Genomic DNA, 24,093 nt, shown 5'->3' on the forward strand with positions numbered 1-24,093 from the left:
GTAGGCCAAAACTGCTGGCCGGGCAGGGAGCCGTCGGTGACGGTCACCCCACCCGAGCCAGCAGAGTTGAGCGGTAGTTGTACAGCCAAGCGACTAGTTGGCTGCCGCTTCGGCGTCAGCGTCAACCGCCACAGCTTCAGCAGCTGCGGCTTCCCCGGCCACCACCGGGGAGAGCGAGAGCTTTCCACGGTCATCGATCTTGGTGATCTCCACCTGGATCTTCTGGCCGACGGAGACGACGTCATCGACGTTGTCCACCCGCTTGCCGTCGTTGATCTTGCGCAACTCGGTGACGTGCAGCAGACCATCCTTGCCCGGGGTCAACGAGACGAAAGCACCGAAGGTGGTGGTCTTGACGACCGTACCCAGGTAGCGCTCACCGATCTCGGGGACCTGCGGGTTGGCGATGGCGTTGATCGCGGACCGGGCAGCCTCGGCCGAGGGACCGTTGGTCGCGCCGATGTACACGGTGCCGTCATCTTCAATCGAGATGTCCGCGCCAGTGTCTTCCTGGATCTGGTTGATCATCTTGCCCTTCGGGCCGATGACCTCGCCGATCTTGTCTACCGGGATCTTGACCGCGATGACGCGGGGAGCGAACTCGGAGAGCTCGTCCGGGACGTCGATCGCGGCATTCAGCACACCAAGGATGTGCAGACGGGCTTCACGGGCCTGCTTGAGCGCGGCAGCAAGCACGGAGGCCGGGATGCCGTCCAGCTTGGTGTCCAGCTGGATCGCCGTGACGAACTCGGAAGTACCGGCGACCTTGAAGTCCATGTCACCGAAGGCGTCTTCGGCACCGAGGATATCGGTCAGCGCGGCATAGCGGGTCTGGCCGTCGACCTCATCCGAAACGAGGCCCATGGCGATACCGGCAACCGGAGCCTTCAGCGGCACACCGGCGTTGAGCAGCGACAGGGTCGAGGCGCAAACGGAGCCCATGGAGGTGGAGCCGTTGGAGCTCAGTGCCTCGGAGACCTGGCGGATCGCGTAGGGGAATTCCTCGCGGGTCGGCAGCACCGGTACCAGGGCGCGCTCAGCGAGAGCACCATGGCCGATTTCGCGGCGCTTGGGCGAACCCACGCGGCCGGTCTCGCCGGTGGAGTAGGGCGGGAAGTTGTAGTTGTGCATGTACCGCTTCGTTTTCTCCGGGGAGAGCGAATCGATCTGCTGTTCCATCTTGAGCATGTTCAAGGTGGTTACACCGAGGATCTGGGTCTCGCCACGTTCGAAGATGGCGGAACCATGCACGCGGGGCAGAACCTCAACCTCAGCAGTGAGCTGGCGGATGTCCGTCAGGCCACGGCCGTCGATGCGCACCTGGTCCTTGAGGATGCGCTGGCGCACCACCTTCTTGGTGACCGAACGGAAGGCTGCGGAGATTTCCTTCTCGCGACCCTCGAACTGCGGGGCGAGCTCAGCGATGACCGCGTCCTTGAGCGCATCAGAGGCGTTGTCACGCTCCTGCTTGTCCGCGATCTGGAAAACCTCAGCCAACTTGGCGGCGGCTGCTGCGTCAACGGCAGCGTACACATCGTCCTGGTAGTCCAGGAAGATCGGGAACTCGACGCTGGGCTTGGCCGCGCGGGCGGCCAGATCAGCCTGAGCTTCACAGAGCAGGCGGATGAACGGCTTGGCCGCCTCCAGGCCCTCAGCCACGACCTCTTCAGTCGGAGCGGTGGCGCCCTGTTCCTTGATCAGGTTCCAGGAGTTGTCGGTGGCCTCGGCCTCGACCATCATGATGGCGACGTCGTCACCGGCAACGCGACCGGCCACGACCATGTCGAACACCGCGTTCTCCAGCTCGGAGTGCCGCGGGAAGGCAACCCACTGGCCGTCGATCAGCGCCACCCGGACGCCGCCGATCGGACCGGAGAACGGCAGACCGGAGAGCTGGGTGGACATGGAGGAGGCGTTGATGGCAACAACGTCGTAGAGCTCGTCCGGGTTGATCGCCAGCACGGTGACGACGACCTGGACCTCGTTGCGCAGACCCTTGACGAAGGCCGGGCGCAGCGGGCGGTCCATCAGGCGGCAGGCCAGGATGGCCTCGGTGGAGGGACGGCCCTCACGACGGAAGAAGGATCCGGGGATGCGGCCGGCAGCGTACATACGCTCCTCGACATCCACGGTCAGCGGGAAGAAGTCGAAGCCGTCACGCGGCTGCTTGCCTGCCGTGGTGGCAGAGAGCAGGGCGGTGTCGTCATCGATGTAGACCATGGCAGCGCCAGCAGCCTGCTGGGCGAGCCGTCCGGTCTCAAAGCGAATGGTGCGTGTGCCGAAGCGACCGTTGTCGATCACTGCTTCAGCGAACTGGATTTCGGGACCCTCCATAGAGAGTCACCTCCGTTTCTGTTCAGGGGTGTCTGGTCAACGGAGGACTGTCCGGGCTCAGGAACCTCTGGTCTTCGATCGAAGCTCACGGGAAGCGAATGCTCCCGGAAGCCACTACCGAGGACCGCGAAGGGCCTTCCCCGATGAGTCCGCCATAGGGTGGAACCGTCAGGGCCGCACTCCATTGCTGGAATACGGCCCTGATCACAGGTTATCGGCGCAGGCCGAGGCGCTCAATGAGCGTGCGGTAACGCGTGATATCGGTGTCCTTCAAGTAGTCCAGCAGGCGACGGCGACGGCCAACCAGCAGCAGCAGGCCGCGGCGGGTGTGGTGATCGTGCTTGTGCATCTTGAGGTGCTCGGTCAGATCGGAGATGCGCTTGGAGAGCATCGCAACCTGGACCTCCGGCGAACCGGTGTCACCCTCGCCAGTGGCGTATTCCTTGATGATTTCTTGCTTTACAGCGGCGTCAAGTGCCACAGATAACTCCTTGGATGTGCCGTGAGTCCCGCATGGCGCTGCGCCACCGGGTGCGCGGTGCCGGAACCTGTCCCGGACACCACCGAATCCAGCCGCCACGGACTGCAGCCGGATTCGCACCTTCAGTTTACTCTGGCACCCATCACTCTGTCGAAGCGAGCCGTCACTCCGTCGAGGCAGACTCCGCTGGGGCGGCGGAACTCGCAGTGGCCTTGTGGACCAACTCCCGCCATTCCCGCCAGACCAGCCACATGATGACCAGGTCCAGCAGAGTGAAGAGCACCATGCCGATGGTCGGCCGGGTGATCAGAACGTAGATCTGATATGCCGTAAACAGCCCCAGGACCGCCAGAGCGTAGGGGTAGACCCAGTGATATTCCTTGAAAAGGCAATAGACCAGAACAATTTTGACGATGCCGTGGGCGAGCAGGAAGAAAATGACGAAGGCGTGCGAGCCGCTACTGAGCTCGTGGTCCATCCGGCCGGCCCAGTAGCCGATGAAGTTCCGGATCGGATGATGGCCCTCCACCGGGGTGGCAATCGGGCTCAAGAGGCTGGTCAGCAGCTCAGGGAAGAACCACAGCGCAAGACCTGCCACCAACTCGACAACGCCGTCGAAACCCTTGATCGCAATGCCGATCCGGTAGACCGTCTCGAGAGCTTTCGCGGATTTCATCGTTCCACCCCTTTGGCAGCTTCAGCGAGGATGATCCGGGAATCAGCCACATCCTGGCACATTTGCTCGATCAGCGCCTCCGGTCCGGTATAGGCGACCATTCCCCGCAGCCGCGCCACAAACTCCACCCGCACGCGCTGGCCATAGAGATCGAAGTCCTCGACGAGTTCCACGGGTCGGTCCAGGACGTGCGCCTCCACCTGGCGGCTGACTCCCTCGAACGTCGGATTGCTGCCGACCGAAATCGCTGCCGGCCACCGGGTACCCGCCGCGTCCACCAGCCAGCCTGCGTAGACACCATCGGCCGGGATATAGCCCTCTGCCTCCGGCGCCAGATTGGCCGTGGGGAAGCCCAGATCGCGCCCCCGGGCGGCGCCATGGACCACCTCACCCACCATGGTGTGTGGGTGCCCCAAAATATCGGCTGCCTCTTCCACTGCCCCGCGGTCAAGTGCCTCGCGTACCCAGGTTGAGGACCAGCGGCGCCGTTCGCCCAGTTCGTCCACCACCACGACGGCGAAGCCGAACTGCTCCCCCATCTCCTGCATGGTGTGCAGGTCGCCGGAGTTGTCACGGCCGAATCTCACGTCCTGACCGACCACCACGGTTTTGGCCTGCAGATTTCCGACCAGGACCGAGCGGACAAATTCCTCCGGGGTGCTCCGGGCGAAGTCCAGGGTGTACCGGATCACCACAGTGGCATCCAGACCGGTGCTGGCGAGAGCGTCCAGGCGCTGAGCCAGACTCATGATCTGCCCCGGTGCCGAATCCGGACGGTGCACCTCCAGCGGGTGCGGATCAAAGGTGATCACCACCGAGGAAGCTTTCTGGCGCACGGCTTCCGCCACGAGCCAGGACAGCACCTGCTGATGACCGCGATGGACGCCGTCAAAATTGCCCAGTGTGACCACGGACGGTCCGAAGGCCTGGGGCAACTGGGATAAACCATGGTAGACGTGCACTGTGCGGTAGGTCCCTTAAGTGATGGGCTGAAAGCCTCAATGAAATGAGTATGGGCGGCTGGAACGGAATCAGCCGGGAAGCGTTCCGGTGGCCAGAAAGCGGGCCCGCAGAGTCTGCGTCCGCTCCACCCAGAGGTACCAGACCACGATGACGGGCGGCAGCACGAGTTCGGCAATCAGCAACAGGATCACGGTCACCTCCGGAAGACCGGATACCGCCCAGGAGTACACGCGGGCCAGACCACCCAGGAACACCGTCGAGCTGAGCACCATCAGCGCCTTCGACCAGACGAATTTGAAGGCAATCAACAGATAGCTGATCCCGGTGCCCACCAGAAAAGCAGCCAGGAAACGATAATTGCTCTGGATCGTGGCGTTGAGGCTGCTCCCGGCATCGGGCAGATTCGAGATGCCGGAGAACAGGTCAAAGAGACCGACGCCCGCCAACAGGAGGCCGAACACCGCCAGCACGAGGCGGAACAGGCGCCATTCTGAGGTTGGTGGCTCCTTCTTCGCCGCACCGGGCTGCTCAGCTCCAGTGTCTTCCCCTCCAGTGTCTTCCCCTTCGGGGGTTTCCCCTTCGGGCGCGCCAGAATCTTCTGGCTCCATTGCGGGTACCGCATCACTCTCGGTCATAGCGGCTCACCTTTCGTCCCTACGGATCCGACGCCTCCGGGCGGGAATCCTTCGATGTCTGTTGCGGTGTCTTGGCCCTAGCCTATGCTCCAGGGGGTTCTGAAGGCAGGCCATCGACCAGCCGCGCCGTCCGGGGCTCAACCCGGCTCAGGTACTCTTCCCTGCTCTGAGACAGCATCCAAACCGCAGCGCTTGTTCCCCGATGATCAGCGAAGCCCCGCAGTTCCGCCTCAAAACGGAATCCGGATTTCTCGGCGAGTTTGCGGCTTGCCCAGTGAGGCGCCAGCGCGAACCAGTACAGGTACTCCAGATTCAGCCCGTTGAACGCGTAGTCGAGCAGAAGTGCCACGGCGTGCGAGCCTACACCGCGGCCGCGACTCGCCGGGCCCAGATTGATCCCCAGCTCCGCCGTTCCGGCCCGGAAGGCGTGAAGGCCGATGGTGCCCAGCAGCCCCTCGTCGGAGGCGTCCGCCACGGCAAAATCCTGAGTGCTGCCGTCCCGCCATCCTGTGGCCACAATCTCGGTGAGGTAATGAACGGCATCGGACTCGCCATAGTCCAGGGGCAGCCGGGAAATCCAGCGCTGAGCCTGATCATCGCGGCAGTTGCGCACGATGCCGGGCACATCGGCCAAGGTGAGCGCCCGTAGCGTCACGGTGCCATCGCTGAGCACCGGGACCAGGTCGGTCTGGACCAGATCTTCGGGGGTCGTGGCAGATTCCGGGGAGAGATGGACAGTCATGGACGTTCTTTTTCTTCGGTAGGTGAAGGCTCGGGGTTCGAAGGCTCAGGTCCCAGGGATGCCGCGCTGAGCCGTGGATGATGCCGGTACAGCCAGATCAGGCCCAGGATCGGCAACAGCAGCGGGACAAAGCCATAGCCGCGGCCATAGCCACTCCACACCGTGTCACGGGGGAAGGCCTGGGCATCGGCCAGACTGAGCGAACCGACGATCAGCACACCCAGCAGTTCCACGGACACGGCCACCACGGATACCCAGTACCAGCGGGTGCCCCGCAGAGCCAGGGATACGGTTGCCAGCAGATAGATCACGGCCGCCACCGCGGAGAGCAGATAGGCCAGCGGAGCCGCAGAAAAATTGCTGGCCAGCTGGTAGCCGGCCCGGGCACCCGCCGCCAGCGTGAACACGGCATACACCGCAATCAACAGCCGTCCCGGTCCGGTGGCCCGGCTGGAACCCGAATCCCTGGAACGCAGCTCAGAGATCTTTTTCGTCATCGCAGAATCACCCCGCCGAAGCCATACCAGATCTGCTCCATCCGGAACATCATCACGATGCCGATCAGGCCCACGGCAGCCAGAACAATATTGCTCCACCGGGTGCGCTCCATCAGTGACCAGTACACCGCACCGATCGGGATCACCACCGCGGTGGCGGCATAGCCCCAGAACTCCCAGGGATCACCGGCGATCCGCTCGCCGATGCTGGCTCGCACGATGCTGGCCACGACGAACACCAGAAGGTAGAGCTCCACCGCGGCTGCTGCCAGGATCGTCACATCGTTAGGTGCTTTTTTGGCCACCGCATACCCCAGGCAGAGCAGGAAGGAGGCACCGCCGATCACCAGAGAAAGATAAAACCAGGCGTCAGGCATGATCCCCCTCGGCCTGTAGAACCAGAATGGCCCTGGCTTTTTTACCGGAAGGCCCCGAGTCCTCCAGAAGAGCCACCAGTCGCCCCTCGGGATCAAAGGCTGCCGATGGCTCCGTGGCGGGATGCTCGGTCGGCCCTGCGGTAATGCGACGGCCGAAGGAGAGTTCAATCGCTTCCTCCGCAGTGACCTCACGCACGGGCAGTAACTGGCGTGCGGCCTGGCCGAGCTCCAGAACCGGCAGGTCAGAACCAGCCTCACGAAGTTCTTCCAGCTGCGTCAGGCTGCTCGCCTGCTCCAGTGTGTAGGGTCCGACGGCGGTGCGGCGCAGGGCCGTCAAATGCCCGCCGACGCCCAGGCCCCGCCCGAGATCCCGGGCCAGGGCACGAATATACGTCCCGGAGGAACAGTCGATGCTGACCGTCAGGTCGATGACCTCGAGGCCATCCTCCAGGGTGATGCGTTGCATCGAATGCACCTCGAAGCGATCAATCCTCACCGGACGCGCGGCCAGGACCACCTCTTCACCCGAGCGGACCCGGGCGTAGGAACGTTCCCCGTTGACCTTGATGGCGCTGACGCTGCTCGGAATCTGCTCAATGGCGCCGGTGAGCGCAGCGATCTGTTCCTGAATGCCAGCCTCGGTGACGCCCTCGGTGCCGTGCGAGGCGGTCACTTCGCCTTCGGCATCGTCGGTCACGGTGGACTGGCCCAGTCGAATGGTGGCGTCGTAGCTCTTGCCCGTGCCGACGATGAAGGTCAGCAGCCGGGTGGCCTTGTTGAGGCCGATCACGAGAACACCGGTCGCCATGGGATCCAGGGTCCCGGCATGGCCCACTTTGCGGGTACCGGCAAGGCGGCGGAGTTTGGCGACTACATCGTGACTCGTCCAGCCCTGCGGCTTGTCAACGATTATCAGTCCAGAAACCACGCCTTCCAGTATAGAAGGCCCGGACGTTCCCTGAGGTCATGGGGCTCGTTCGGAGGGCGTGATCCTGCGAACGTTGCTGGACGATTTCGCGAACTTTAACGGCGAGTGGGGCACTCCCGGATGGTCGCCTGCGGCGCCACGCCGGGGCCCTCGTGCCCCACTCTTGAGGACCCGCGATTGCAGGTGCTCTTTCCGTTTTCGTTCGCGAAATGACGGGCGGCTACGCCTCGTCGTCTTCGTCGTCCTCGTCCGCTGCGGACTTGTACGGGTCGGCATCGCCAGCGAAGGTTGCCCCTGCGGCCGCTGCCGCCAGAGCAGCATCGCGCTCCTTGGTCTGGCGGATGAGCTCCTCGAGCTGGCTCGCCGTCTCCGGAATCTCGTCTGAGACGAATTCCAGCGTCGGCACCAGACGAATCGTCAGGTTCCGGCCCACTTCGCGTCGCAGAATTCCGCGCGAACGCTCCAGGGACTCTGTCGCCTCCTGCTTCGCAGCCGCATCGCCAAAAATCGTGTAATACACCGTGGCATGCTGCAGGTCGTTGGTGACGCGCACCTCGGTCAGGGTGATGTTCTCCACCCCGGGCTCCTTGACCTGCTTGCGCAGAGCCTCGGCAACGACGACCTTGATACGCTGCGCCAACCGCGCAGCCCGTGCCGGATCAGCCATTGTTCCTCCTGTAAATCAGACGTTCAAATACGCGAGCGAGTCATGCGCTATACGACATCAGTGATAGGGCCCCAGGGACGGCTTCGGGCGTCCGCGAAGCGGGCGGGGGCCCCATCACTGAGTGAGGACTTAGACGCGCGGCTTCTCGCGCATCTCGAAGGTCTCGATGATGTCTTCGAGCTGCAGATCGTTGAACGAGCCCAGGCCAATACCGCACTCGAAGCCCTCGCGGACCTCGGTCGCATCGTCCTTGAACCGCTTGAGCGACTCGACCGTGAGGTTTTCCCCCACGACCTTGCCACCGCGCAGCACGCGGGCCTTGGCATTGCGACGGATCAGGCCGCTGCGCACGATGGAACCGGCGATGTTGCCGAACTTGGAGGAGCGGAAGATCTCACGGATTTCCGCGGTACCCAGCTGCACTTCCTCGTATTCCGGCTTGAGCATGCCCTTGAGCGCCAGCTCGATGTCGTCGATCGCCGCGTAGATGACCGAGTAGAAACGCATATCGACACCTTCGCGGTCAGCCAGGTCGGCCACCCGCTCGGCGGGCTTGACGTTGAAGCCGATGATGATGGCGTTGTCCACCGTGGCCAGGTTGACGTCGTTCTGGGTGATAGCACCCACGCCGCGGTGAATAACCCGCAGCTGAACGCCTTCGCCCACATCGATCTTGAGCAAGGAATCTTCCAGGGCTTCAACAGCACCGGACACGTCGCCCTTGAGGATGAGGTTGAGGGTGTCGACCTTGCCCTCGGCCACCGCCTGATCGAAGTCCTCCAGGCTGATCCGCTTGCGCCGCTTGGCCAGGGCCGCGTTGCGATCCGCAGCTTCACGCTTTTCAGCGATCTGGCGGGCGGTACGCTCATCGGCCGTGACGAAGAAGGTGTCACCGGCGCGCGGCACCGAGGACAGACCCAGCACCTGGACCGGACGCGAAGGCCCGGCTTCGGTGACGGCGCTTCCGTCATCATCGAACATGGCACGGACACGTCCGTGAGCCGTGCCGGCCACGATCGTATCGCCGACTTCCAGCGTTCCGGACTGCACCAGGACGGTGGCCACGGAACCACGGCCCTTGTCCAGGTTGGCTTCAATCGCGATGCCGCGGGCGTCCTTGTTCGGGTTGGCACGCAGGTCCAGAGCGGCGTCAGCGGTCAGCATGACCGCCTCAAGCAGCGCGTCGATGTTGAGGTTCTGGCGCGCAGAGACATCTACGAACATGGTGTCGCCGCCGTATTCCTCGGGAACCAGACCGTACTCGGTGAGCTGGCCACGGATCTTCTCCGGGTTCGCACCTTCCTTGTCGATCTTGTTGACCGCGACGACGATCGGCACGCCAGCAGCCTGCGAGTGGTTGAGCGCTTCCACCGTCTGAGGCATGACGCCGTCATCGGCCGCGACCACCAGGATCGCGATGTCGGTGACCTTGGCACCACGGGCACGCATGGCGGTGAACGCCTCGTGACCGGGGGTGTCGATGAAGGTGATCTTGCGCAGTTCGCCTTCGTGCTCGTGGCTGACCTGGTAAGCACCGATGTGCTGGGTGATGCCACCGTGCTCGCCGGCGACGACGTCCGAGTTGCGGATCGCGTCGAGCAGGCGGGTCTTACCGTGGTCAACGTGACCCATGACGGTGACGACCGGCGGGCGTGCCTCCAGCTCGTCGTCGCCTTCAGCTTCAAGCTCGGCATCGAAGTCGATGTCGAAGGTGCTCAGCAGCTCGCGCTCCTCGTCCTCCGGGGAAACGACTTGCAGCTTGTAACCGAGCTCCTCACCCAACAGGGCGAAGGTGTCCTCATCGAGGGACTGAGTGGCCGTGGCCATCTCGCCCAGGTGGAACAGCACGGTCACCAGTGCTGCGGGGTTTGCCTCGATCTTGTCCGCAAAGTCGGTGATGGAGGAGCCCCGGCGCAGGCGCACCACGGTGCTGCCGTCGCCACGGGGTACGCTCACGCCGCCCAGCGAAGGAGCACTCATCTGCTCCAGCTCTTGCCGCTTGGCCCGCTTCGACTTGCGCTGCTTGCCGCGACCGGCGCCTCCCTTACCGAAAGCACCCTGCGTTCCACCGCGACCGCGGCCGCCCTTACCGAAGCCACCACCAGCGGGAGCACCGCCACCGGCACCCGGAGCACCGCCAGGCGCGCCGCCGGGACGCCCACGGCCGGGGCCGCCAGCTGCGCCACCACGAGCGGCCGGAGCCGGACGTTCGGTGCGGTTGGGCATCATGCCCGGCGTCGGCCGGTTTCCGCCAGCGCCTCCGGGGCGCGGGGCACCAGGACGAGGAGCAGCGGGCCGGGGTCCACCGGCACCGGCTGCCGGGCGGGGACCGCCGGGACGCTCGCCATCGGGACGTGCACCGGAACGGGGCATGCCCTGCGAGGCGGCGACGGGGTTATTGCCCGGGCGGGGCCCGCCGGGACGCTCGCCATCGGGCCGTGCACCGGAACGGGGCAGGCCCTGCGAGGCGGCGACGGGGTTATTGCCCGGGCGGGGCCCGCCGGGACGCTCGCCATCGGGACGTGCACCGGAACGGGGCATGCCCTGCGATGAGGCGAAGGGGTTATTGCCCGGGCGGGGACCGCCGGGGCGGGGGCCACCACTGCTCTGACCGGGACGATCGGAACGCTCAGGACGGGCGGAACGCTCACCACGGTCGGGGCGTGCACCGGACCGGGGCATGCCCTGCGAGGAGGCGAAGGGGTTATTGCCCGGGCGGGGCCCGCCGGGGCGGGGGCCACCACTGCTCTGACCGGGCCGATCGGCACGCTCAGGACGGTCGGACCGCTCACCTCGGTCGGGGCGTGCACCGGAACGGGGCATGCCCTGCGAGGAGGCGAAGGGGTTATTGCCCGGACGGGGACCGCCGGCGGAAGAGCCAGGACGAGCCGCACCCGGACGTGCTGCGCCGGGGCGAGCCGCACCCGGACGTGGGGCGGAGGACGCGGAGGCGCCCGGTGCTGCTACGGAGGGAGCGGACGGTGCAGCAGCCTGGGTTACCGGAGCTGCAGGTGCAGCCGGCGCCGGGCTGGATGCCGGTGCCTTCGGGCCGGGAACAACTCCCGGCTTCACTCCAGCGGGCCGTGCCGCGGGACGGGCCGCCGGCGCACCGGCGGAGGAATCCTTGGCGGAAGCGTTCTGCGGGAAGGCCTCACGGAGCTTCTTCACCACGGGGGCTTCAATGGTTGAGGACGCGGAGCGAACGAATTCGCCGAGTTCCTGCAGCTTTGCCACAGCGTCCTTGGAACTGATGCCGAGCTCTTTGGCGAGCTCATGTACACGGGCCTTGGCCACGCTTTACTCCTGTCTCGGTTCGCACCGGACAGGCACGAACCATCTATTGCTGATTTCGGCTTTCCACCAGGAGAAGGCCGAGGTGTGAGCGCTGGATGACACTCATGAGTGGGCACTCATCGCTGGGTACTCATCGGGTTTCCATCAGGTTTCTATCCTGCTTTCAGATTGGGTGGTTCGTTCGAATTCCTTGAGTTGTTGTTCCATCCGCACGGTGTCTACCGGCCCTCGGAAGGCCCTGTTCAAACCCTTGCGGTGAATTGCCGGATCCCAACACGAAGCATCGGGATGCAGCCATGCGCCGCGGCCTGGAAGTCTCCGGCGAAAATCCACCGTGAGCCCGCCATCGGCCAGCAGCACCACTTTCAGCATTCGTTCTGCCAGATCGCGTTCCCGGCATCCCACGCAGGTTCTCAAAGGCCCCTCAGCCGCAGAATGCTGCGTAAGGACCACGGGAAACCTTTGATGGGAGACGACGGTCGAATGACCCGGCAACGTCCAGTCTATCCCCATGCGGGGGTTCAGCCCGAATCCCGGGCGCCCTCTCCCGTCGCGTCCTGCGGTGCGGTATCGGAGATGATGTCGATTCGCCAGCCGGTGAGCTTCGCGGCGAGCCGGGCGTTCTGCCCCTCTTTGCCGATCGCGAGGGAGAGTTGGTACTCCGGAACGCGGACCCGGGCGGAGCGTCCGGCCTCATCCAGAATGGCGACCGAGGTCACTTTAGAGGGCGAGAGAGCGCTGGCAATAAACACTGCCGGATCATCGCTGTAATCGACAATGTCGATCTTCTCGTCATTGAGTTCGGTCATCACGGCACGCACACGGGAGCCGAGTTCACCGATGCAGGCACCCTTGGCGTTGATGCCGGGTTTGGTGGCGCGGACCGCCAGCTTGGTGCGGTGCCCGGCTTCGCGGGCCAGAGCCACCAGTTCCACCGAGTGGTCGGCGATCTCCGGAACCTCCAGCTCGAAGAGCTTACGAACCAGGCCGGGGTGCGAGCGGGACAGGGTGATTGAGGGGCCCTTGGGCCCGCGGTGAACGTCGATGACGTAGGCACGCAGACGTCCACCGTGCGGGTAGGTCTCCCCCGGGACCTGCTCGGTGGGAGGCAGTACAGCTTCCACTGCACCCAGATTCACCTGAACCATATTCGGGTTGTGGCCCTGCTGGATCTGACCGGAGACGAGTTCGCCTTCCTTGCCACGGAATTCACCCAGCACGTTCTCATCCTCGACATCGCGCAGGCGCTGCAGGATGGCGTTGCGAGCGGCGATCGAGGCGATACGTCCGAAGCCGTCTGGAGTGTCGTCGAACTCGCCGACTACGACGCCATCATCATCGTACTCAGCGGCCCAGATGGTGACGCGCCCGCTCTTGCGGTCCAGCTCTGCCCGGGCGCGATCCACGGCCCCGGGAGACTTGTGATAGGCGGTCAGGACGGCCTGTTCAATCGCGGGGACCAGCTTCTCCAGAGGGATATCGCGTTCCCGTTCCAAGGCGCGCAGTGCACTCATATCGATGTCCATGCTCAGTCCTGACCTTCCTCTGCGAGCCCGCTCGATGCGGCCTCGCCCTCGCTGTGCTGCCAATCGGCGGCATCGACCTGTTCCTCCACGGAGTCCAGAACCGCGGCAAACTCCACGTCCACCGCAGCGTGGCGGATTGCGGAGAATTCCACCGGAACCGGGGCTCCGATTCTGGGCTTCATACCTTTTTTAACCTGAGTTTCAGCGCGTAGCTCAGCGGCATCCGGATGGACCGCTACGAGGCGACCGCGCAGTACGGTGGGGTGTTCCGCGGAAGGCAGCAACGCTACTGCACCGGCTGCGGTGGACTCCCAGGGATGTTCCAGGGTGACGTTGACCATGCGACCGAGCGCGCGGCGCCAGTGCCGAAGGTTGGTCAGCGGACGGTCGACGCCGGGCGAAGAAATTTCCAGATCATAGGGGGTGCCGTCGTCCTCCGGATCCAGGTCCAGCGCATCTGAGATGGCGGGAGTGATCTCTTCGATCCGGTCCAGGCCCAGGCTGCCGGTCTCCTGCTCGGGAAGATCCAGGTACACCTCGATGGTGCGTCGCTTCCCGAGGGTGCGGACCACCACGTCCTCCAGGCTCAGCTCGGCCCGCTCCACCGTGGGCTGGAGGAGTTCATAGAGACGTTGTGCCTGCTCCGATCGTGGCATGTTCGCCATCCTCCCACCGCTATTGATCACTCGTTCTACTGGTGCGCTCTGTTGGCGCACGGTATCTGTGCCCGGTTCCCTTGCGGGCCGGTGACACAGAGTTACTTCCCTAGCCTACCGACAATACAGCGCCAACCGTGACGGCAGGTGCCCTGCGGGAGACCCACGCCCCCTCTCCTCTCTCCCAACTGAGTAGCAGAAATTGCGCTCTGGAAACGTTTCCACATGCAATTTGTGCTACTCAGTTGGGAGAGGTGCGGCCCATGGCTGAACATGGCATGATCGAGGATTGTGACAAAACCCTCTGCCGCCGATGATTCCGCCGTCAACCCGCCACGAGATGGCGCGGTGACCGGCTCGTCGGCTTCAGGGTCGGCCGGGGGTGGCGCGGGCAGTCCCCGCAAGAAGCCTCGGCGTGCCACAGCGCCTGCGGGGCCGCCCTCGGCCCCGAGCATCGCAGCAAGCACAGAAACCATCCCGGCGACCACGACGCCTGCCCCTTCGGTACCTGTTGAGACGCCCGCCGCACAGGACGCAACAGAGAACACAGCCGAGGCACCTGAGGTTGAAACACCGCCTGTTGAGGCACCGCCAGTTGAAGAAGCTGAGGAAGCTGAAGAAGCGACTGTCGATGAAGCCGATGCCGAGACAGGCACGGAACCCGGAGAAGCCTCCACTGGGCCTGCCCTAGAGGACACCGATCCGACGCCCGGGGAAAAGTCCGAGGCCGCCCAGCCCGAACCCTCCGAGCCCTCCAAACCTGAGGAGCCTGCGGAGCCTGAGCTTGCGGAGGAATCGTCCTCCGAAGAGTCCACAGCGGGCGACGACGCTGCTGATCACAACGCTGGTGATGATGCTCTTGCTCAAGACCAGGACATCACTCGGGAACCGGACACTGAAGCCGCGGCCCCTGCAGAATCCGAGGAGCCTCAGCAGGCTGAGGACCGCGATGAGTCAGCGGAGAGCCTCTCCCTTGCCGAAGCCACGTCTGCCACCAACACTGAACCGTCCGCCGAAGCCACGTCTGCCACCAACTCCGAGCCATCCGTCGATGCCGACTCACCCACCGATCTCGAGCCCTCTGACGCCACGGTCGCTGAAGCCGCCGCCGATGAATCAGAGGAAACAGCCCCAGAAGCAGAAGCATCTCCGGCCGCCGTCCCGCTGACCCGGCAGGCCTTGCGCGCGCAGGAGCGAAGCAACGAAGGATCTGCCCGGGCCCAGGCTCCGGCTGAGCAGAAACAACCCTCGGACCCATTCCGTTCAACGAAGCGCGGTTGGATCGCTGTCTGGACGGCCACCGGGGTCCTGCTAGTTTGTGCCCTGCTGGCAGCGGTGATGGGCAGCGCGGTGAGGCCCCATTCCGAAGATCCGCCCACGCCGCCCAGCGCCACGGAACTGGCGCGCAGTGCCGCCCTGACCGACGTCGTGAGTCTGCTGACCCAGACCGCCGCAGCCCAGCAGGCGGTTCAGCGCTCCTCCCCCGGCTCCGCCGCCCTGCCCGCGCTCAACGCGGTGCAGGCCACCCTGCAGGCGGCCCAGGCCGCACTGGCGCCTAGCGCAACTGAGGCAACCAGCACAACCGGCGCAACCAGCCCGGCAGGCAGCACCGCCAGCCCCAGCACCTCGGCATCCGCCGCAACCTCTCCGACAACTCCCCCGGCTACTCCCCCGGCTCCTTCGGACTTACCCTCCCTGCTGAGCAAGCTGAGTCAGGCAGCCCAGCGAGCCCTCGATGCCGCCCGCACCGCAGACGGCGGCATGGCCCGAGTCCTGGCCGCCACCGGCGCCGGCGAGCTGGCCACCGCTTCCCAGTTGGCCCAACAGGCAGGACTTCCCGCCCCCGGACAGCCCAGCACGTCCCTACCAACAGCTGGGCCGACAGCCGGGCAGGCGGCATCGACGTCCTGTGCCAGCCCGATGCCGGTCGCTGCCGATGCGGTGACCCCGGACGGTGCGCTTGCCGCCGTGGCGCTGGCCGAGCAGAAAGCCATCTATGCCTACCAGCTGGTCCTGGCCCGCACCAGCTCAGTGACCACCACCAAGACCGCGCTCCCCCTGCTATCCAGCCACCAAACTGCACTGCAGGTCGCAGAAACCGCCCTGCGCGCCCACTGCGTCCAACCCCCGGCCAGGGAGGCAGGGTTCACGGTTCCAGCCGATTTCCTGGCGCAGCCGGAGCGTGGCCTCGCTTCTCTGGAGGATCAACTCGGCGTGGTTTATGGGCAGGCCGTGGCGCTGAGCACTGGCAGCCTCAGAGATCAGGCCATCACCGCACTCCTGGCCAGCAGCACCAACCAGCGCACCTGGGCTCAGGGAGTGCCCGCGCGGCCCCTCCCGGGCTTGCCCAACTCGAACTGAGGACGGCTCGAACTGACAGACTGGGTGCGTGAGCATCCCTCTGCCAGCTGACCTGCTGAAGCGCTACTCCACCACCGCGGAGCGCCGCGCCTGGCTGCAACGCCTGCCTACCCTGATCCACGATGCTTGCGAACGCTGGGATCTGCGCCCGGATCTACAACCCGGCGCTGTGCCCTGGAACGGTTTCGCCGCCATCGCCCTCCCGGTACGCCAGGCAGACGGTTCCCCGGCCGTCCTCAAGATCTCCTTCCCCTACGAGGACATCGCTCATGAGCCGGACGCCCTGCAACTCTGGTCCGGGCAGGGAGCGGTGCGCCTACTGGACCACGATGCCGCCAGCAGCGCCATGCTCCTCGAACGGCTCGATGCGGCTCGCTGGCTGCAGGCTGCGCCCCTGCCGGAGGCCATTGCGGTCTGGGGATCGCTGGTCAGTACGCTCTCCATCGCCGAGGACGGGCGGCCGCAGTGGCGGGTCATTCCCTCCTTGGCGGATCGGGCCGAGCGCTGGAGCGATGATTTCCCGGCCGAGTGGTCCCGGCTGGCCGAGCCGTGTCCGCGCTGGCTGCTGGAAGCCGCGCTGGAGGTGTGCCAGACCCGCGGGGCCGTTGGACGGCGCCAGTCTCGGGATGTGCTGGTGCACGCCGATCTTCACGGCATGAACATTCTGGCCAGGCCGGGCAGCACCGGCTGGCAGGCCAGCGATTTCCTGGCCATCGACCCGCAGGCCGTGGTGGGCGACGCCGAGTTTGCCGTGACGCCGATGCTGAACAACCGGCTGGCTGACTTGCCGGAGCGTAATCCGGAACTTGCCCTCCTGGAGCGGCTCCAGGCGCTGTGCTCAGCGGCCGGTCTGGACCAGGAGGTAGCCCGGCAGTGGAGCATTGCACGGGAGATGGAAAACATCCTCTGGTACGCGGCCAAACCCGGTCATCGCAAAGACCTGCAGCGCTCGCTCTGGATCTCCAGCACGCTCGCCGGGCGCACCCTCGAGGGTCTGCCGCATCCTCACCAGCTGGACATGGGCTGACGCGCCGGTCAGCTGAACTCAGTGCCGCAGGAAGTTCTCGTTCACGACGTCCCAGCCCAGCTTCAGAATCAGTGCCGCCACCACCGTCAGGAACACCACCCTGATGAAGGTGTTGCCGCGAGCCACTGCCATCCGGGCCCCCAGATAGGCACCGCCCATATTGGAGGCCCCCAGCACCAGGCCGAGCCCCCAGAGCAGCGAACCATGCGGAAGGAAGAACATCAGAGCCCCGGCGTTGGTCGCAAGGTTCACGATTTTAGCCTTCGCGCTCGCCTCCAGAAAGGCATACCCCAGCACCGAGACCAGGGCGATGACGAGGAAAGACCCGGTTCCTGGGCCGATCAGCCCGTCATAAAACCCGATGCCGGCACCAATCACCCCGGCCAGCACATGGTGCCGGGAACCCGAGTGGCGCAAGGCCGTTTCAGCCCCCAGCCGCGGCGTGGCCGCAGTGAAAATCGCGACCACGATCAGCGCGACCACAATGATCGGTTTGAACACCGATTGCGGCAGGTTGGCGGCCAGCACCGCCCCACCGAGACTGCCCAGCAGGGCGATGGCGGCCATCGGCAGAGCCGTCCGCAGATCCGGACCGACCCGTCGATAGTAGGCCACCGAGCTGGTGGCGGTACCGAAGATCGAGCCCATCTTATTGGTCGCAAGCGCCTGCACCGGCGTGATTCCGGGCACCATCAGCATGACGGGAAGCTGCAGCAGCCCTCCACCGCCCACCACGGCGTCGATCCAGCCGGCCCCGAACCCTGCCACCACAATGAGCAGCAGGGTCCACAGCGAAAGGTCCTCAAATCCCGACGGCACCAATCCTCAACTTCCCGTGCGGGGCATCAGAGCACTGGCTCTCAGACCAGAGTGGCGCGTAGCGCGAGCACCCGCTCCACCACATCCGCCACCGGCACATTGGAGGCCTCGCCGCTGCGACGGTCCTTAAGCTCGATGACGCCATCGGCCAGACCGCGACCCACGGCCAGGACGATCGGCACGCCGATCAGCTCGGCATCACCGAACTTCACCCCGGGCGAGACCTTGGGGCGGTCATCGAAGAGCACTTCCACACCAGCCGACTCAAGGTCCACAGCGATCTGCTCGGCGGCGGCAAACACGGCGTCATCGCGCCCCACGGCCACCAGATGAACATGCGCCGGGGCCACGGCGAGCGGCCAGATGAGACCCTTCTCGTCGTTATTGCCCTCGGCGATCGCTGCCACGGAACGCGTGACGCCGATGCCGTAGGAGCCCATGGTGACGACGACCTGCTTGCCGTTCTGGTCCAGAACCTTAAGATCCAAGGCCTCCGCAAACTTGCGTCCCAGCTGGAAGACGTGGCCCATTTCAATGCCGCGTGCAATTTCCAGGGCGCCGCTGCCGTCCGGGGCCTCATCACCATCGCGGACTTCCACCGCTTCGATCACCCCGTCCCAGCCGAAGTCGCGACCGGCCACCAGGCCGAAGACATGCTTCCCGGGCAGGTTGGCGCCGGTGATCCAGCGGGTTCCAGCCACCACCCGGGGGTCCACCAGGTAGACCAGTCCGGTGCTCGCCTCGGCACCGAGCACGGCGGCATCGAGCGTAAGTCCGGGGCCGATGTACCCCTTGACCAGCAGCGGGTGCTTCTTCAGGTCCTCTTCATTGGCGGCCTCAACGCCCACTTCGCCGCCCACGCCCAGGTGGGACCCGATATTCGCTTCGATGCGCTTGAGATCGACGCCGCGATCTCCGGGAACACCAATCACCACGATCTGGCGCTCACCGGTGGGCAGGCTGATGGCAAGCACCACATTCTTGAGCGTGTCCGCTGCCGTCCAGGCCGTGCCATCGGCCCGGGGTGCCAGCTCATTGGCGGCGCTGACCAGCGTGTCGATGGTCGGCGTATCCGGGGTGTCCCGGACCTCGGCCGCAGCGAAATCGGTGAAGTCGATGGCTTCGGGAACGACCGTGGAGACCGCTTCGACATTGGCCGCATAGCCACCGGCCGAGCGGACGAAGGTGTCCTCACCCACCGGGGTGGGGTGCAGGAATTCCTCGCTCTTGGAGCCACCCATGGCACCGGAGGTAGCCTTGACCGCCACCACCTCAAGTCCCAGTCGGGCGAAAATCCGGAAGTACGCAGCACGGTGGGCCGCATAGCTCGCGTCCAGGCCGGCGTCGTCGATGTCGAAGGAGTAGGAGTCCTTCATGATGAACTCCCGCCCACGCATCAGACCTGCCCGCGGACGGGCTTCATCGCGGTACTTGGTCTGGATCTGGTAGAGGCTCACCGGCAGGTCCTTATACGAGGAGTACAGGTCCTTGACCAGCAGGGTGAACATTTCCTCATGGGTCGGAGCCAGGAGGTAGTCGTTGTCCTTGCGGTCCTTGAGCCGGAAGATTCCGTCACCGTATTCGGTCCACCGGTTGGTCGCCTCATAAGGCTCGCGGGGCAGTAGCGCGGGGAAATGCACTTCCTGAGCGCCGATCGACGCCATCTCCTCCCGCACAATGGCCTCCACCTTGCCCAGCACCTTCAGTCCCAGGGGCAGCCAGGTGTAGATGCCAGGAGCCGCGCGACGAATGTACCCGGCCCGGATCAGCAGCCTGTGGCTGGCAATTTCCGCATCCGCGGGATCCTCGCGCAAGGTTCGCACAAAGAGAGTAGACAGGCGAAGAACCACGGGAGCGGCTCCCTTCCGGAATCAGAGGTGGCCCCGCGAGGCGAGGCTGGAAAAGTCTCCTCTAATCTACCCGGCTTCTGCAGCCCTGCCATGCCAGCTCCGGCGATCTGTCCCGGAGTCTGGACAGGTGCAAGAGTCAGTTCTACGCTGAATTCATCACCTGTTGAATTAAGGAGGCCCCGATGTCCCATCTGATGGCGGTCGAGGCTGAGCCTGCCGTGCTGGTCAGCGAGCTGAGCATCCGGCATGGAAAGGCAGAGATCCTCAAGCAGCTGGACTTCAGCCTCAGCTACGGCAGCATTACCGGGTTACTCGGCCCCTCGGGCTCAGGAAAAACCACCCTGCTCCGTGCTGTGGTGGGCGTCCAGAGGATCAGCAGCGGGCAGATCAGCGTTCTGGGCCACCCTGCGGGCGCCCCGGAACTACGACACACTCTGGGCTACGTGACCCAGGCACCGAGCATCTACCGCGACCTCTCGGTGCTGGAGAACGTCCGGTACTTCACCAGGCTGTACGGCCGGTCCCGCGCTGCGGCGCTGGAGGCCATCGCCGACGTCGGCCTGAGCGCACTGGCGCAGCGCAAGGCCAGCGATCTCTCCGGTGGCGAATTCAACCGGGTCTCCCTGGCCTGCGCACTGGCGGCCGACCCGCAACTGCTCGTCCTGGATGAGCCCACGGTGGGGCTGGACCCGGTGCTGCGTGCCGATCTATGGCAGAGGTTCGCCGCAATGGCAGCCGCCGGACGCACCCTGCTGGTCTCCAGTCATGTTATGGAGGAAGCCAGCCATTGTGATGCGTTGCTGTTATTGCGTGAAGGCCGCCTGCTGGCTCAGTTGACACCCGCTCAACTGCGACGTCGCGGGACGTCTGAGGATCTGGAACTGGCGTTCCTTCAGCTGATCCTCGCGGCAGGCTCGGATCGTGCAGACTCGGGAGGTACTGCCTCCGCTCGGGCAGCTCATGCGGCGGTGCCCACCACGGACCAGGAGGCAGGGTCGTGAATCTGTCGATGACGTGGGCCACCACGGTGCGCGTGCTGAGTCAGCTGCGTCGGGATCCGCGCAGCATCGCCCTGATCCTGGTGGTCCCTGCCCTGCTGTTGACCGCGATCTACTTCCTGTTCGAGAACGAGAAGTTGCCGCCCGGCGTGGGCCGGAGTTTTGACCGCATCGGCCTGGTCATGCTGGCGGTCTTCCCTTTCGTGGTGATGTTTCTGGTCACCTCGGTCACCATGCTCCGCGAACGTACCTCGGGCACCCTGGAACGGTTGTTGACCACGCCAATCCACAAGGCTGATCTGGTGATCGGCTACGCACTGGCGTTCTCCGTGATGGCAGCCGCGCAGACGCTCGTCGCGACCGGCATCGCATACTGGTGTTTCGCCCTGAACATTAAGGGGCCTGCCTGGCTGGTGATGCTGGTGGCCGTTCTTGGCGCCGTCCTCGGTGTTGCGCTGGGCCTGCTCTGTTCCGCCTTTGCCCGCACGGAGTTCCAGGCCGTCCAGTTCATGCCCGTGGTGGTGATCCCTCAGCTTCTGCTCTGCGGGCTCTTCGTCGCACGGGACCAGATGAATGACTTTCTGCAGGCAGCGGCCCGGTTCATGCCACTGAGCTACTCGGTGGAGGCACTCGGTGAACTCGGTAGACACGCGGAGGCCACGGATCTGCTCTGGGGAGATGTGATCGTGCTGGCCACCGTCGTGCTGGGTCTGCTGGTTCTGGCCGCGCTGACCTTGCGGCGCAAAACCGCATGACGGGCACCCCCGCCCAGGCGACAGGATCCCGGGGCGCAATGCAAGGGGCTGTAGGCCCGGAGGGCCTGCGGAGGCGCGGACGGCGTGGAGGCAGCTCAGATACCCGGGAGCTGATTCTCTCCTGTGCCCGGGAGCTCTTCGCGGAAGCTGGGTTCGACAGCGTCAGCATGCGTCAGATAGCCCGCCAGGCAGGTGTGGATCCCGCGCTGGTCCACCACTACTTCGATTCCAAGGAGGATCTGTTCACGGCCTGCGTGGCGCTCCCTGCAGACCCGGCCACGGTCCTGGCGGAGGTGGCCAGTCAAAGTCCGGATCAGCGGGCCGAGGCCCTCCTTCGCACGGTCCTGGGCCTCTGGGAATCACAGGCCCGGCCGGCCCTTCTGGCTCTGGTGAAAGCCGCCGTGAGTTCACCGGCACGCGCAGCCCTGTTGAGTCAGGCTCTGACCCGGCTACTGATGCCGGTGCTGATTCAGGGACTGGAGGGCTCACCGGAACAGCGCCGGATGCGCGGCAGCCTGGTAGTGAGCCAGGTGATCGGATTGCTGATGGCACGGCATGTGCTCCGGGTGGAGCCGTTGGCCTCAGCGACCATGGATGAGTTAGTGGAGTGGGTGGCACCGACCATCCAGCGATATCTGACCGGTGAGTTGTGACCGCGCATCCATGGGCAGTACTCCCCATAGCCCGGCATCGTCTGCTCGCTTAGGCTGGTGAGGTGACGGTCGGGAGAAACTCAGATGAGTGAAAACCTACTGGGTGCCAACCTGGAGGAGTTGCGTGCACTCTCCCGCGATATGGAACACAGCGCCCAGATGCTGCGCACGGCCCGTGCCGGGCTGATCTCCACCATCAATGGTGGGTTGCAATGGCATGGTCCCGACGCTTTTTTCTTCACCCATGCCTGGAACTCCTCACACGCGCCCACCCTTCTGCAGGCAGCAGAGATGCTCAGTGGCACTTCCCTGGCTCTGAACCGCCAGGCGGCGGAGCAGGAGAACACCAGCTCCAGCTGAGTCACCGGCTCCTCTATCTCAGTCCCCTGGCCGGGACTAAGCTGGCATTGCGAACATCAAACGCATCACCATGTTGTGAAGGGACAAAATCATGACCGAGATCAACAATCCAGACCTGCCACCGGAGACCGCGGCTGTCGAGGAGAACGTCGGCGAGCCCGAGCTCCGGGGACGCTACGTCAAGGGAACGTACAGCAAGGCCGGTACTCTGACGGGCCGCCATTCGGAGGACACCGAGGGCCAGTACACCGAAGGCAACTACGGCGAGGCCGGGGAGCAGGGTAACCTGCCTGAGCCTCTGGGCACCCAAGCCGGTGAGGTAGGGCGGTACGTGAGGGGAAGCTATGGTGACGCCGGCGCTGCCCCGGCGCGCACTGCGGCAACGGAAATCGGCCAGTATGCCAAAGGCGACTATGGCACCGAGGGCACCGTCGGGCCACTCCGCGAAGCCAAGGCCGACCCCGAGTAGGTCGGTTCACAGCCGCAGGAACGACCGATGACGAGCTCAGCGGGAAAGGTCTGATTCCGGACCTGGCCCGTGCTTCCGCCGTCGATCAGCGCCGTCACCGCGGCTTCCGCCATGGCGACGATCGGCTGAGCCACCGTGGTCAGTCGTGGCCAGGCGTACTCGGCTTCCAGGGAACCATCGAACGACACGATCGCCACCTCTTCGGGAACCCGGACGCCTGCTTCATGCATGGCCCTCAGGAATCCGACAGCCTGCAGATCGGAGCTGATGTACACCGCATGCGGCGGTTGTTTCAGGGTGAGGAAGCGCTGCCCCGCCAGGTAGCCTCCCTCACGGTCGAAGTCCACCCGGAAGACCGGCCCTTCCGGAAGACCCACACCGGCCAGCGCCCAACGCCAGCCCACTTCGCGGCCGTCGAGCTCGCGCCCGGCGTTGTTGCCCATCACCAAAGCGATGTCCCGATGCCCATGGCCACGCAGGTGGTCCACTGCGACTCGTGAGCCTTCGGCCAGCTGGACGCCCACCGAGTTGAAGCCCGAGGCTTCCACACTGTGATTCAGGAGGACGGACGGGATCCGCAGCTCTTCCAGATCGCTCAGATCCGGTTCGAAAAGGACGCTGCTGAGGAAGACACCGTCCACCCGTCGACTGGCCAGATGGTTGATCTGCTCCCGTTCCTTTTTGACTGAGCCGCCTGAGGTGGCCACCAACAGCGCATAGCCACGCCGAGCGGCCGCCCGCTCCACGGCATGGGTCAGCGAGGCGAAGAACGGATTGGTGATCACCGGAACCACCATGCCGAGCAGTTCGGAGGACCCGAGCTTGAGCGCACGCGCCGCGGCATTGGGACGGTAGCCCAACACCGCGACGGCATCGCGCACTTTCAGAGCCGTGGCGGGTGAGACCCGCCTGGGCCCGTCATTGATCACATAACTCACGACGGCGGTGCTCACGCCGGCCAGTCGCGCAACGTCCTTGCGCGTAACCGCAGGCCTGGCATCCGGGGTGAGAGACATGATCATATG

General features: G+C 65.0%; 24 protein-coding genes. 7 read left to right on the forward strand and 17 right to left on the reverse strand.

Features of this window, described 5'->3' with window-relative positions; all coding sequences use genetic code 11:
- Positions 1–93: 93 nt before the first annotated feature.
- From QQM37_RS08370 to QQM37_RS08435, 14 genes are all read right to left on the reverse strand, one after another.
- Positions 94–2,334, reverse strand: coding sequence for a polyribonucleotide nucleotidyltransferase (locus QQM37_RS08370; RefSeq protein WP_285726470.1), 2,241 nt, complete (start codon positions 2,332–2,334; stop codon positions 94–96).
- 211 nt (positions 2,335–2,545) lie between these two features.
- The gene (rpsO, locus tag QQM37_RS08375; RefSeq protein ID WP_285726472.1) at positions 2,546–2,815 is read right to left on the reverse strand and encodes a 30S ribosomal protein S15; all 270 of its coding nucleotides are present in this window, start codon (positions 2,813–2,815) and stop codon (positions 2,546–2,548) included.
- 163 nt (positions 2,816–2,978) lie between these two features.
- The gene (locus tag QQM37_RS08380; protein ID WP_285726474.1) at positions 2,979–3,491 is read right to left on the reverse strand and encodes a DUF2127 domain-containing protein; all 513 of its coding nucleotides are present in this window, start codon (positions 3,489–3,491) and stop codon (positions 2,979–2,981) included.
- Positions 3,488–4,453: a bifunctional riboflavin kinase/FAD synthetase gene (locus QQM37_RS08385; protein WP_285726476.1), complete on the reverse strand. Its 966-nt coding sequence runs from the start codon at positions 4,451–4,453 to the stop codon at positions 3,488–3,490. Before QQM37_RS08385 ends, QQM37_RS08380 begins: the two co-directional genes overlap by 4 nt.
- A gap of 69 nt (positions 4,454–4,522) precedes the next feature.
- A complete protein-coding gene (locus tag QQM37_RS08390; RefSeq protein WP_285726478.1) occupies positions 4,523–5,089 on the reverse strand; it encodes a DUF4345 domain-containing protein in 567 nt (188 codons plus the stop codon).
- Positions 5,090–5,171: 82 nt separating this feature from the next.
- Positions 5,172–5,831: a GNAT family N-acetyltransferase gene (locus QQM37_RS08395; protein WP_285726481.1), complete on the reverse strand. Its 660-nt coding sequence runs from the start codon at positions 5,829–5,831 to the stop codon at positions 5,172–5,174.
- The gene (locus QQM37_RS08400; protein WP_285726483.1) at positions 5,828–6,328 is read right to left on the reverse strand and encodes a hypothetical protein; all 501 of its coding nucleotides are present in this window, start codon (positions 6,326–6,328) and stop codon (positions 5,828–5,830) included. The genes QQM37_RS08395 and QQM37_RS08400 overlap by 4 nt, the downstream gene beginning before the upstream one ends.
- The gene (locus tag QQM37_RS08405; RefSeq protein ID WP_285726485.1) at positions 6,325–6,705 is read right to left on the reverse strand and encodes a hypothetical protein; all 381 of its coding nucleotides are present in this window, start codon (positions 6,703–6,705) and stop codon (positions 6,325–6,327) included. Before QQM37_RS08405 ends, QQM37_RS08400 begins: the two co-directional genes overlap by 4 nt.
- Complete coding sequence (gene truB, locus QQM37_RS08410) at positions 6,698–7,633, reverse strand: tRNA pseudouridine(55) synthase TruB (protein WP_285726487.1); 936 nt, start codon at positions 7,631–7,633, stop codon at positions 6,698–6,700. Before truB ends, QQM37_RS08405 begins: the two co-directional genes overlap by 8 nt.
- A 220-nt stretch (positions 7,634–7,853) precedes the next feature.
- Positions 7,854–8,300, reverse strand: coding sequence for a 30S ribosome-binding factor RbfA (rbfA, locus tag QQM37_RS08415; RefSeq protein WP_285726489.1), 447 nt, complete (start codon positions 8,298–8,300; stop codon positions 7,854–7,856).
- Between the two features lie 129 nt (positions 8,301–8,429).
- A complete protein-coding gene (gene infB / locus QQM37_RS08420) occupies positions 8,430–11,594 on the reverse strand; it encodes a translation initiation factor IF-2 (RefSeq protein WP_285726491.1) in 3,165 nt (1,054 codons plus the stop codon).
- Positions 11,595–11,738: 144 nt separating this feature from the next.
- On the reverse strand, positions 11,739–11,966 hold the full coding sequence (locus QQM37_RS08425) for a YlxR family protein (protein WP_285726492.1): 228 nt from the start codon (positions 11,964–11,966) through the stop codon (positions 11,739–11,741).
- A gap of 149 nt (positions 11,967–12,115) precedes the next feature.
- Positions 12,116–13,120 carry a transcription termination factor NusA gene (gene nusA / locus QQM37_RS08430; protein WP_285726494.1) on the reverse strand — a complete coding sequence of 335 codons (1,005 nt, stop codon included), beginning with the start codon at positions 13,118–13,120 and terminating at the stop codon, positions 12,116–12,118.
- Between the two features lie 2 nt (positions 13,121–13,122).
- Complete coding sequence (locus QQM37_RS08435) at positions 13,123–13,776, reverse strand: ribosome maturation factor RimP (protein WP_285726496.1); 654 nt, start codon at positions 13,774–13,776, stop codon at positions 13,123–13,125.
- A 291-nt stretch (positions 13,777–14,067) separates the two neighbouring features.
- On the opposite strand from QQM37_RS08435, the gene QQM37_RS08440 reads away from it, so the two are divergent.
- Positions 14,068–16,137, forward strand: coding sequence for a DUF4439 domain-containing protein (locus QQM37_RS08440; protein WP_285726498.1), 2,070 nt, complete (start codon positions 14,068–14,070; stop codon positions 16,135–16,137).
- Positions 16,138–16,165: 28 nt separating this feature from the next.
- Complete coding sequence (locus tag QQM37_RS08445; protein WP_285726500.1) at positions 16,166–17,164, forward strand: aminoglycoside phosphotransferase family protein; 999 nt, start codon at positions 16,166–16,168, stop codon at positions 17,162–17,164.
- Between the two features lie 18 nt (positions 17,165–17,182).
- Here QQM37_RS08445 and QQM37_RS08450 read toward each other — a convergent pair whose 3' ends face one another.
- Both QQM37_RS08450 and QQM37_RS08455 read right to left on the reverse strand, forming a co-directional pair.
- Positions 17,183–17,983 carry a sulfite exporter TauE/SafE family protein gene (locus QQM37_RS08450; protein WP_285726502.1) on the reverse strand — a complete coding sequence of 267 codons (801 nt, stop codon included), beginning with the start codon at positions 17,981–17,983 and terminating at the stop codon, positions 17,183–17,185.
- 41 nt (positions 17,984–18,024) lie between these two features.
- On the reverse strand, positions 18,025–19,833 hold the full coding sequence (locus tag QQM37_RS08455; RefSeq protein ID WP_285726504.1) for a proline--tRNA ligase: 1,809 nt from the start codon (positions 19,831–19,833) through the stop codon (positions 18,025–18,027).
- Positions 19,834–20,015: 182 nt separating this feature from the next.
- Between QQM37_RS08455 and QQM37_RS08460 the strand changes: the two genes are divergently transcribed.
- From QQM37_RS08460 to QQM37_RS08480, 5 genes are all read left to right on the forward strand, one after another.
- Positions 20,016–20,834, forward strand: coding sequence for an ABC transporter ATP-binding protein (locus QQM37_RS08460; RefSeq protein ID WP_285726506.1), 819 nt, complete (start codon positions 20,016–20,018; stop codon positions 20,832–20,834).
- Positions 20,835–20,842: 8 nt separating this feature from the next.
- On the forward strand, positions 20,843–21,586 hold the full coding sequence (locus tag QQM37_RS08465; RefSeq protein ID WP_285726745.1) for an ABC transporter permease: 744 nt from the start codon (positions 20,843–20,845) through the stop codon (positions 21,584–21,586).
- Entirely contained in the window at positions 21,583–22,239 is a 657-nt protein-coding gene (locus QQM37_RS08470; RefSeq protein WP_285726508.1) for a TetR/AcrR family transcriptional regulator, read from the forward strand. The genes QQM37_RS08465 and QQM37_RS08470 overlap by 4 nt, the downstream gene beginning before the upstream one ends.
- A gap of 84 nt (positions 22,240–22,323) precedes the next feature.
- Positions 22,324–22,599, forward strand: a complete 276-nt coding sequence (locus QQM37_RS08475) for a hypothetical protein (RefSeq protein ID WP_285726510.1) — start codon at positions 22,324–22,326, stop codon at positions 22,597–22,599.
- Between the two features lie 91 nt (positions 22,600–22,690).
- Complete coding sequence (locus QQM37_RS08480) at positions 22,691–23,068, forward strand: hypothetical protein (protein ID WP_285726512.1); 378 nt, start codon at positions 22,691–22,693, stop codon at positions 23,066–23,068.
- Here QQM37_RS08480 and QQM37_RS08485 read toward each other — a convergent pair.
- The gene (locus QQM37_RS08485) at positions 23,011–24,090 is read right to left on the reverse strand and encodes a LacI family DNA-binding transcriptional regulator (protein WP_420030142.1); all 1,080 of its coding nucleotides are present in this window, start codon (positions 24,088–24,090) and stop codon (positions 23,011–23,013) included. The genes QQM37_RS08480 and QQM37_RS08485 overlap by 58 nt on opposite strands.
- Positions 24,091–24,093 lie beyond the last annotated feature (3 nt).

Origin of the sequence: Psychromicrobium xiongbiense, from assembly GCF_030271165.1 — a bacterium.
GTDB lineage: Bacteria > Actinomycetota > Actinomycetes > Actinomycetales > Micrococcaceae > Renibacterium > Renibacterium xiongbiense.

Bases quoted from the DNA above. Each gene is read 5' to 3' on its own strand.
- nusA (WP_285726494.1), bottom strand. From the start codon at position 13,120: ATGGACATCGATATGAGTGCACTGCGCGCCTTGGAACGGGAACGCGAT.
- QQM37_RS08400 (WP_285726483.1), bottom strand. From the start codon at position 6,328: ATGACGAAAAAGATCTCTGAGCTGCGTTCCAGGGATTCGGGTTCCAGC.
- QQM37_RS08480 (WP_285726512.1), top strand. From the start codon at position 22,691: ATGACCGAGATCAACAATCCAGACCTGCCACCGGAGACCGCGGCTGTC.
- QQM37_RS08460 (WP_285726506.1), top strand. From the start codon at position 20,016: ATGTCCCATCTGATGGCGGTCGAGGCTGAGCCTGCCGTGCTGGTCAGC.
- QQM37_RS08395 (WP_285726481.1), bottom strand. From the start codon at position 5,831: ATGACTGTCCATCTCTCCCCGGAATCTGCCACGACCCCCGAAGATCTG.
- QQM37_RS08425 (WP_285726492.1), bottom strand. From the start codon at position 11,966: ATGCTGAAAGTGGTGCTGCTGGCCGATGGCGGGCTCACGGTGGATTTT.
- QQM37_RS08405 (WP_285726485.1), bottom strand. From the start codon at position 6,705: ATGCCTGACGCCTGGTTTTATCTTTCTCTGGTGATCGGCGGTGCCTCC.
- QQM37_RS08390 (WP_285726478.1), bottom strand. From the start codon at position 5,089: ATGACCGAGAGTGATGCGGTACCCGCAATGGAGCCAGAAGATTCTGGC.
- QQM37_RS08485 (WP_420030142.1), bottom strand. From the start codon at position 24,090: ATGATCATGTCTCTCACCCCGGATGCCAGGCCTGCGGTTACGCGCAAG.
- QQM37_RS08380 (WP_285726474.1), bottom strand. From the start codon at position 3,491: ATGAAATCCGCGAAAGCTCTCGAGACGGTCTACCGGATCGGCATTGCG.
- QQM37_RS08465 (WP_285726745.1), top strand. From the start codon at position 20,843: ATGACGTGGGCCACCACGGTGCGCGTGCTGAGTCAGCTGCGTCGGGAT.
- QQM37_RS08470 (WP_285726508.1), top strand. From the start codon at position 21,583: ATGACGGGCACCCCCGCCCAGGCGACAGGATCCCGGGGCGCAATGCAA.
- QQM37_RS08475 (WP_285726510.1), top strand. From the start codon at position 22,324: ATGAGTGAAAACCTACTGGGTGCCAACCTGGAGGAGTTGCGTGCACTC.
- QQM37_RS08435 (WP_285726496.1), bottom strand. From the start codon at position 13,776: ATGCCACGATCGGAGCAGGCACAACGTCTCTATGAACTCCTCCAGCCC.
- QQM37_RS08370 (WP_285726470.1), bottom strand. From the start codon at position 2,334: ATGGAGGGTCCCGAAATCCAGTTCGCTGAAGCAGTGATCGACAACGGT.
- rbfA (WP_285726489.1), bottom strand. From the start codon at position 8,300: ATGGCTGATCCGGCACGGGCTGCGCGGTTGGCGCAGCGTATCAAGGTC.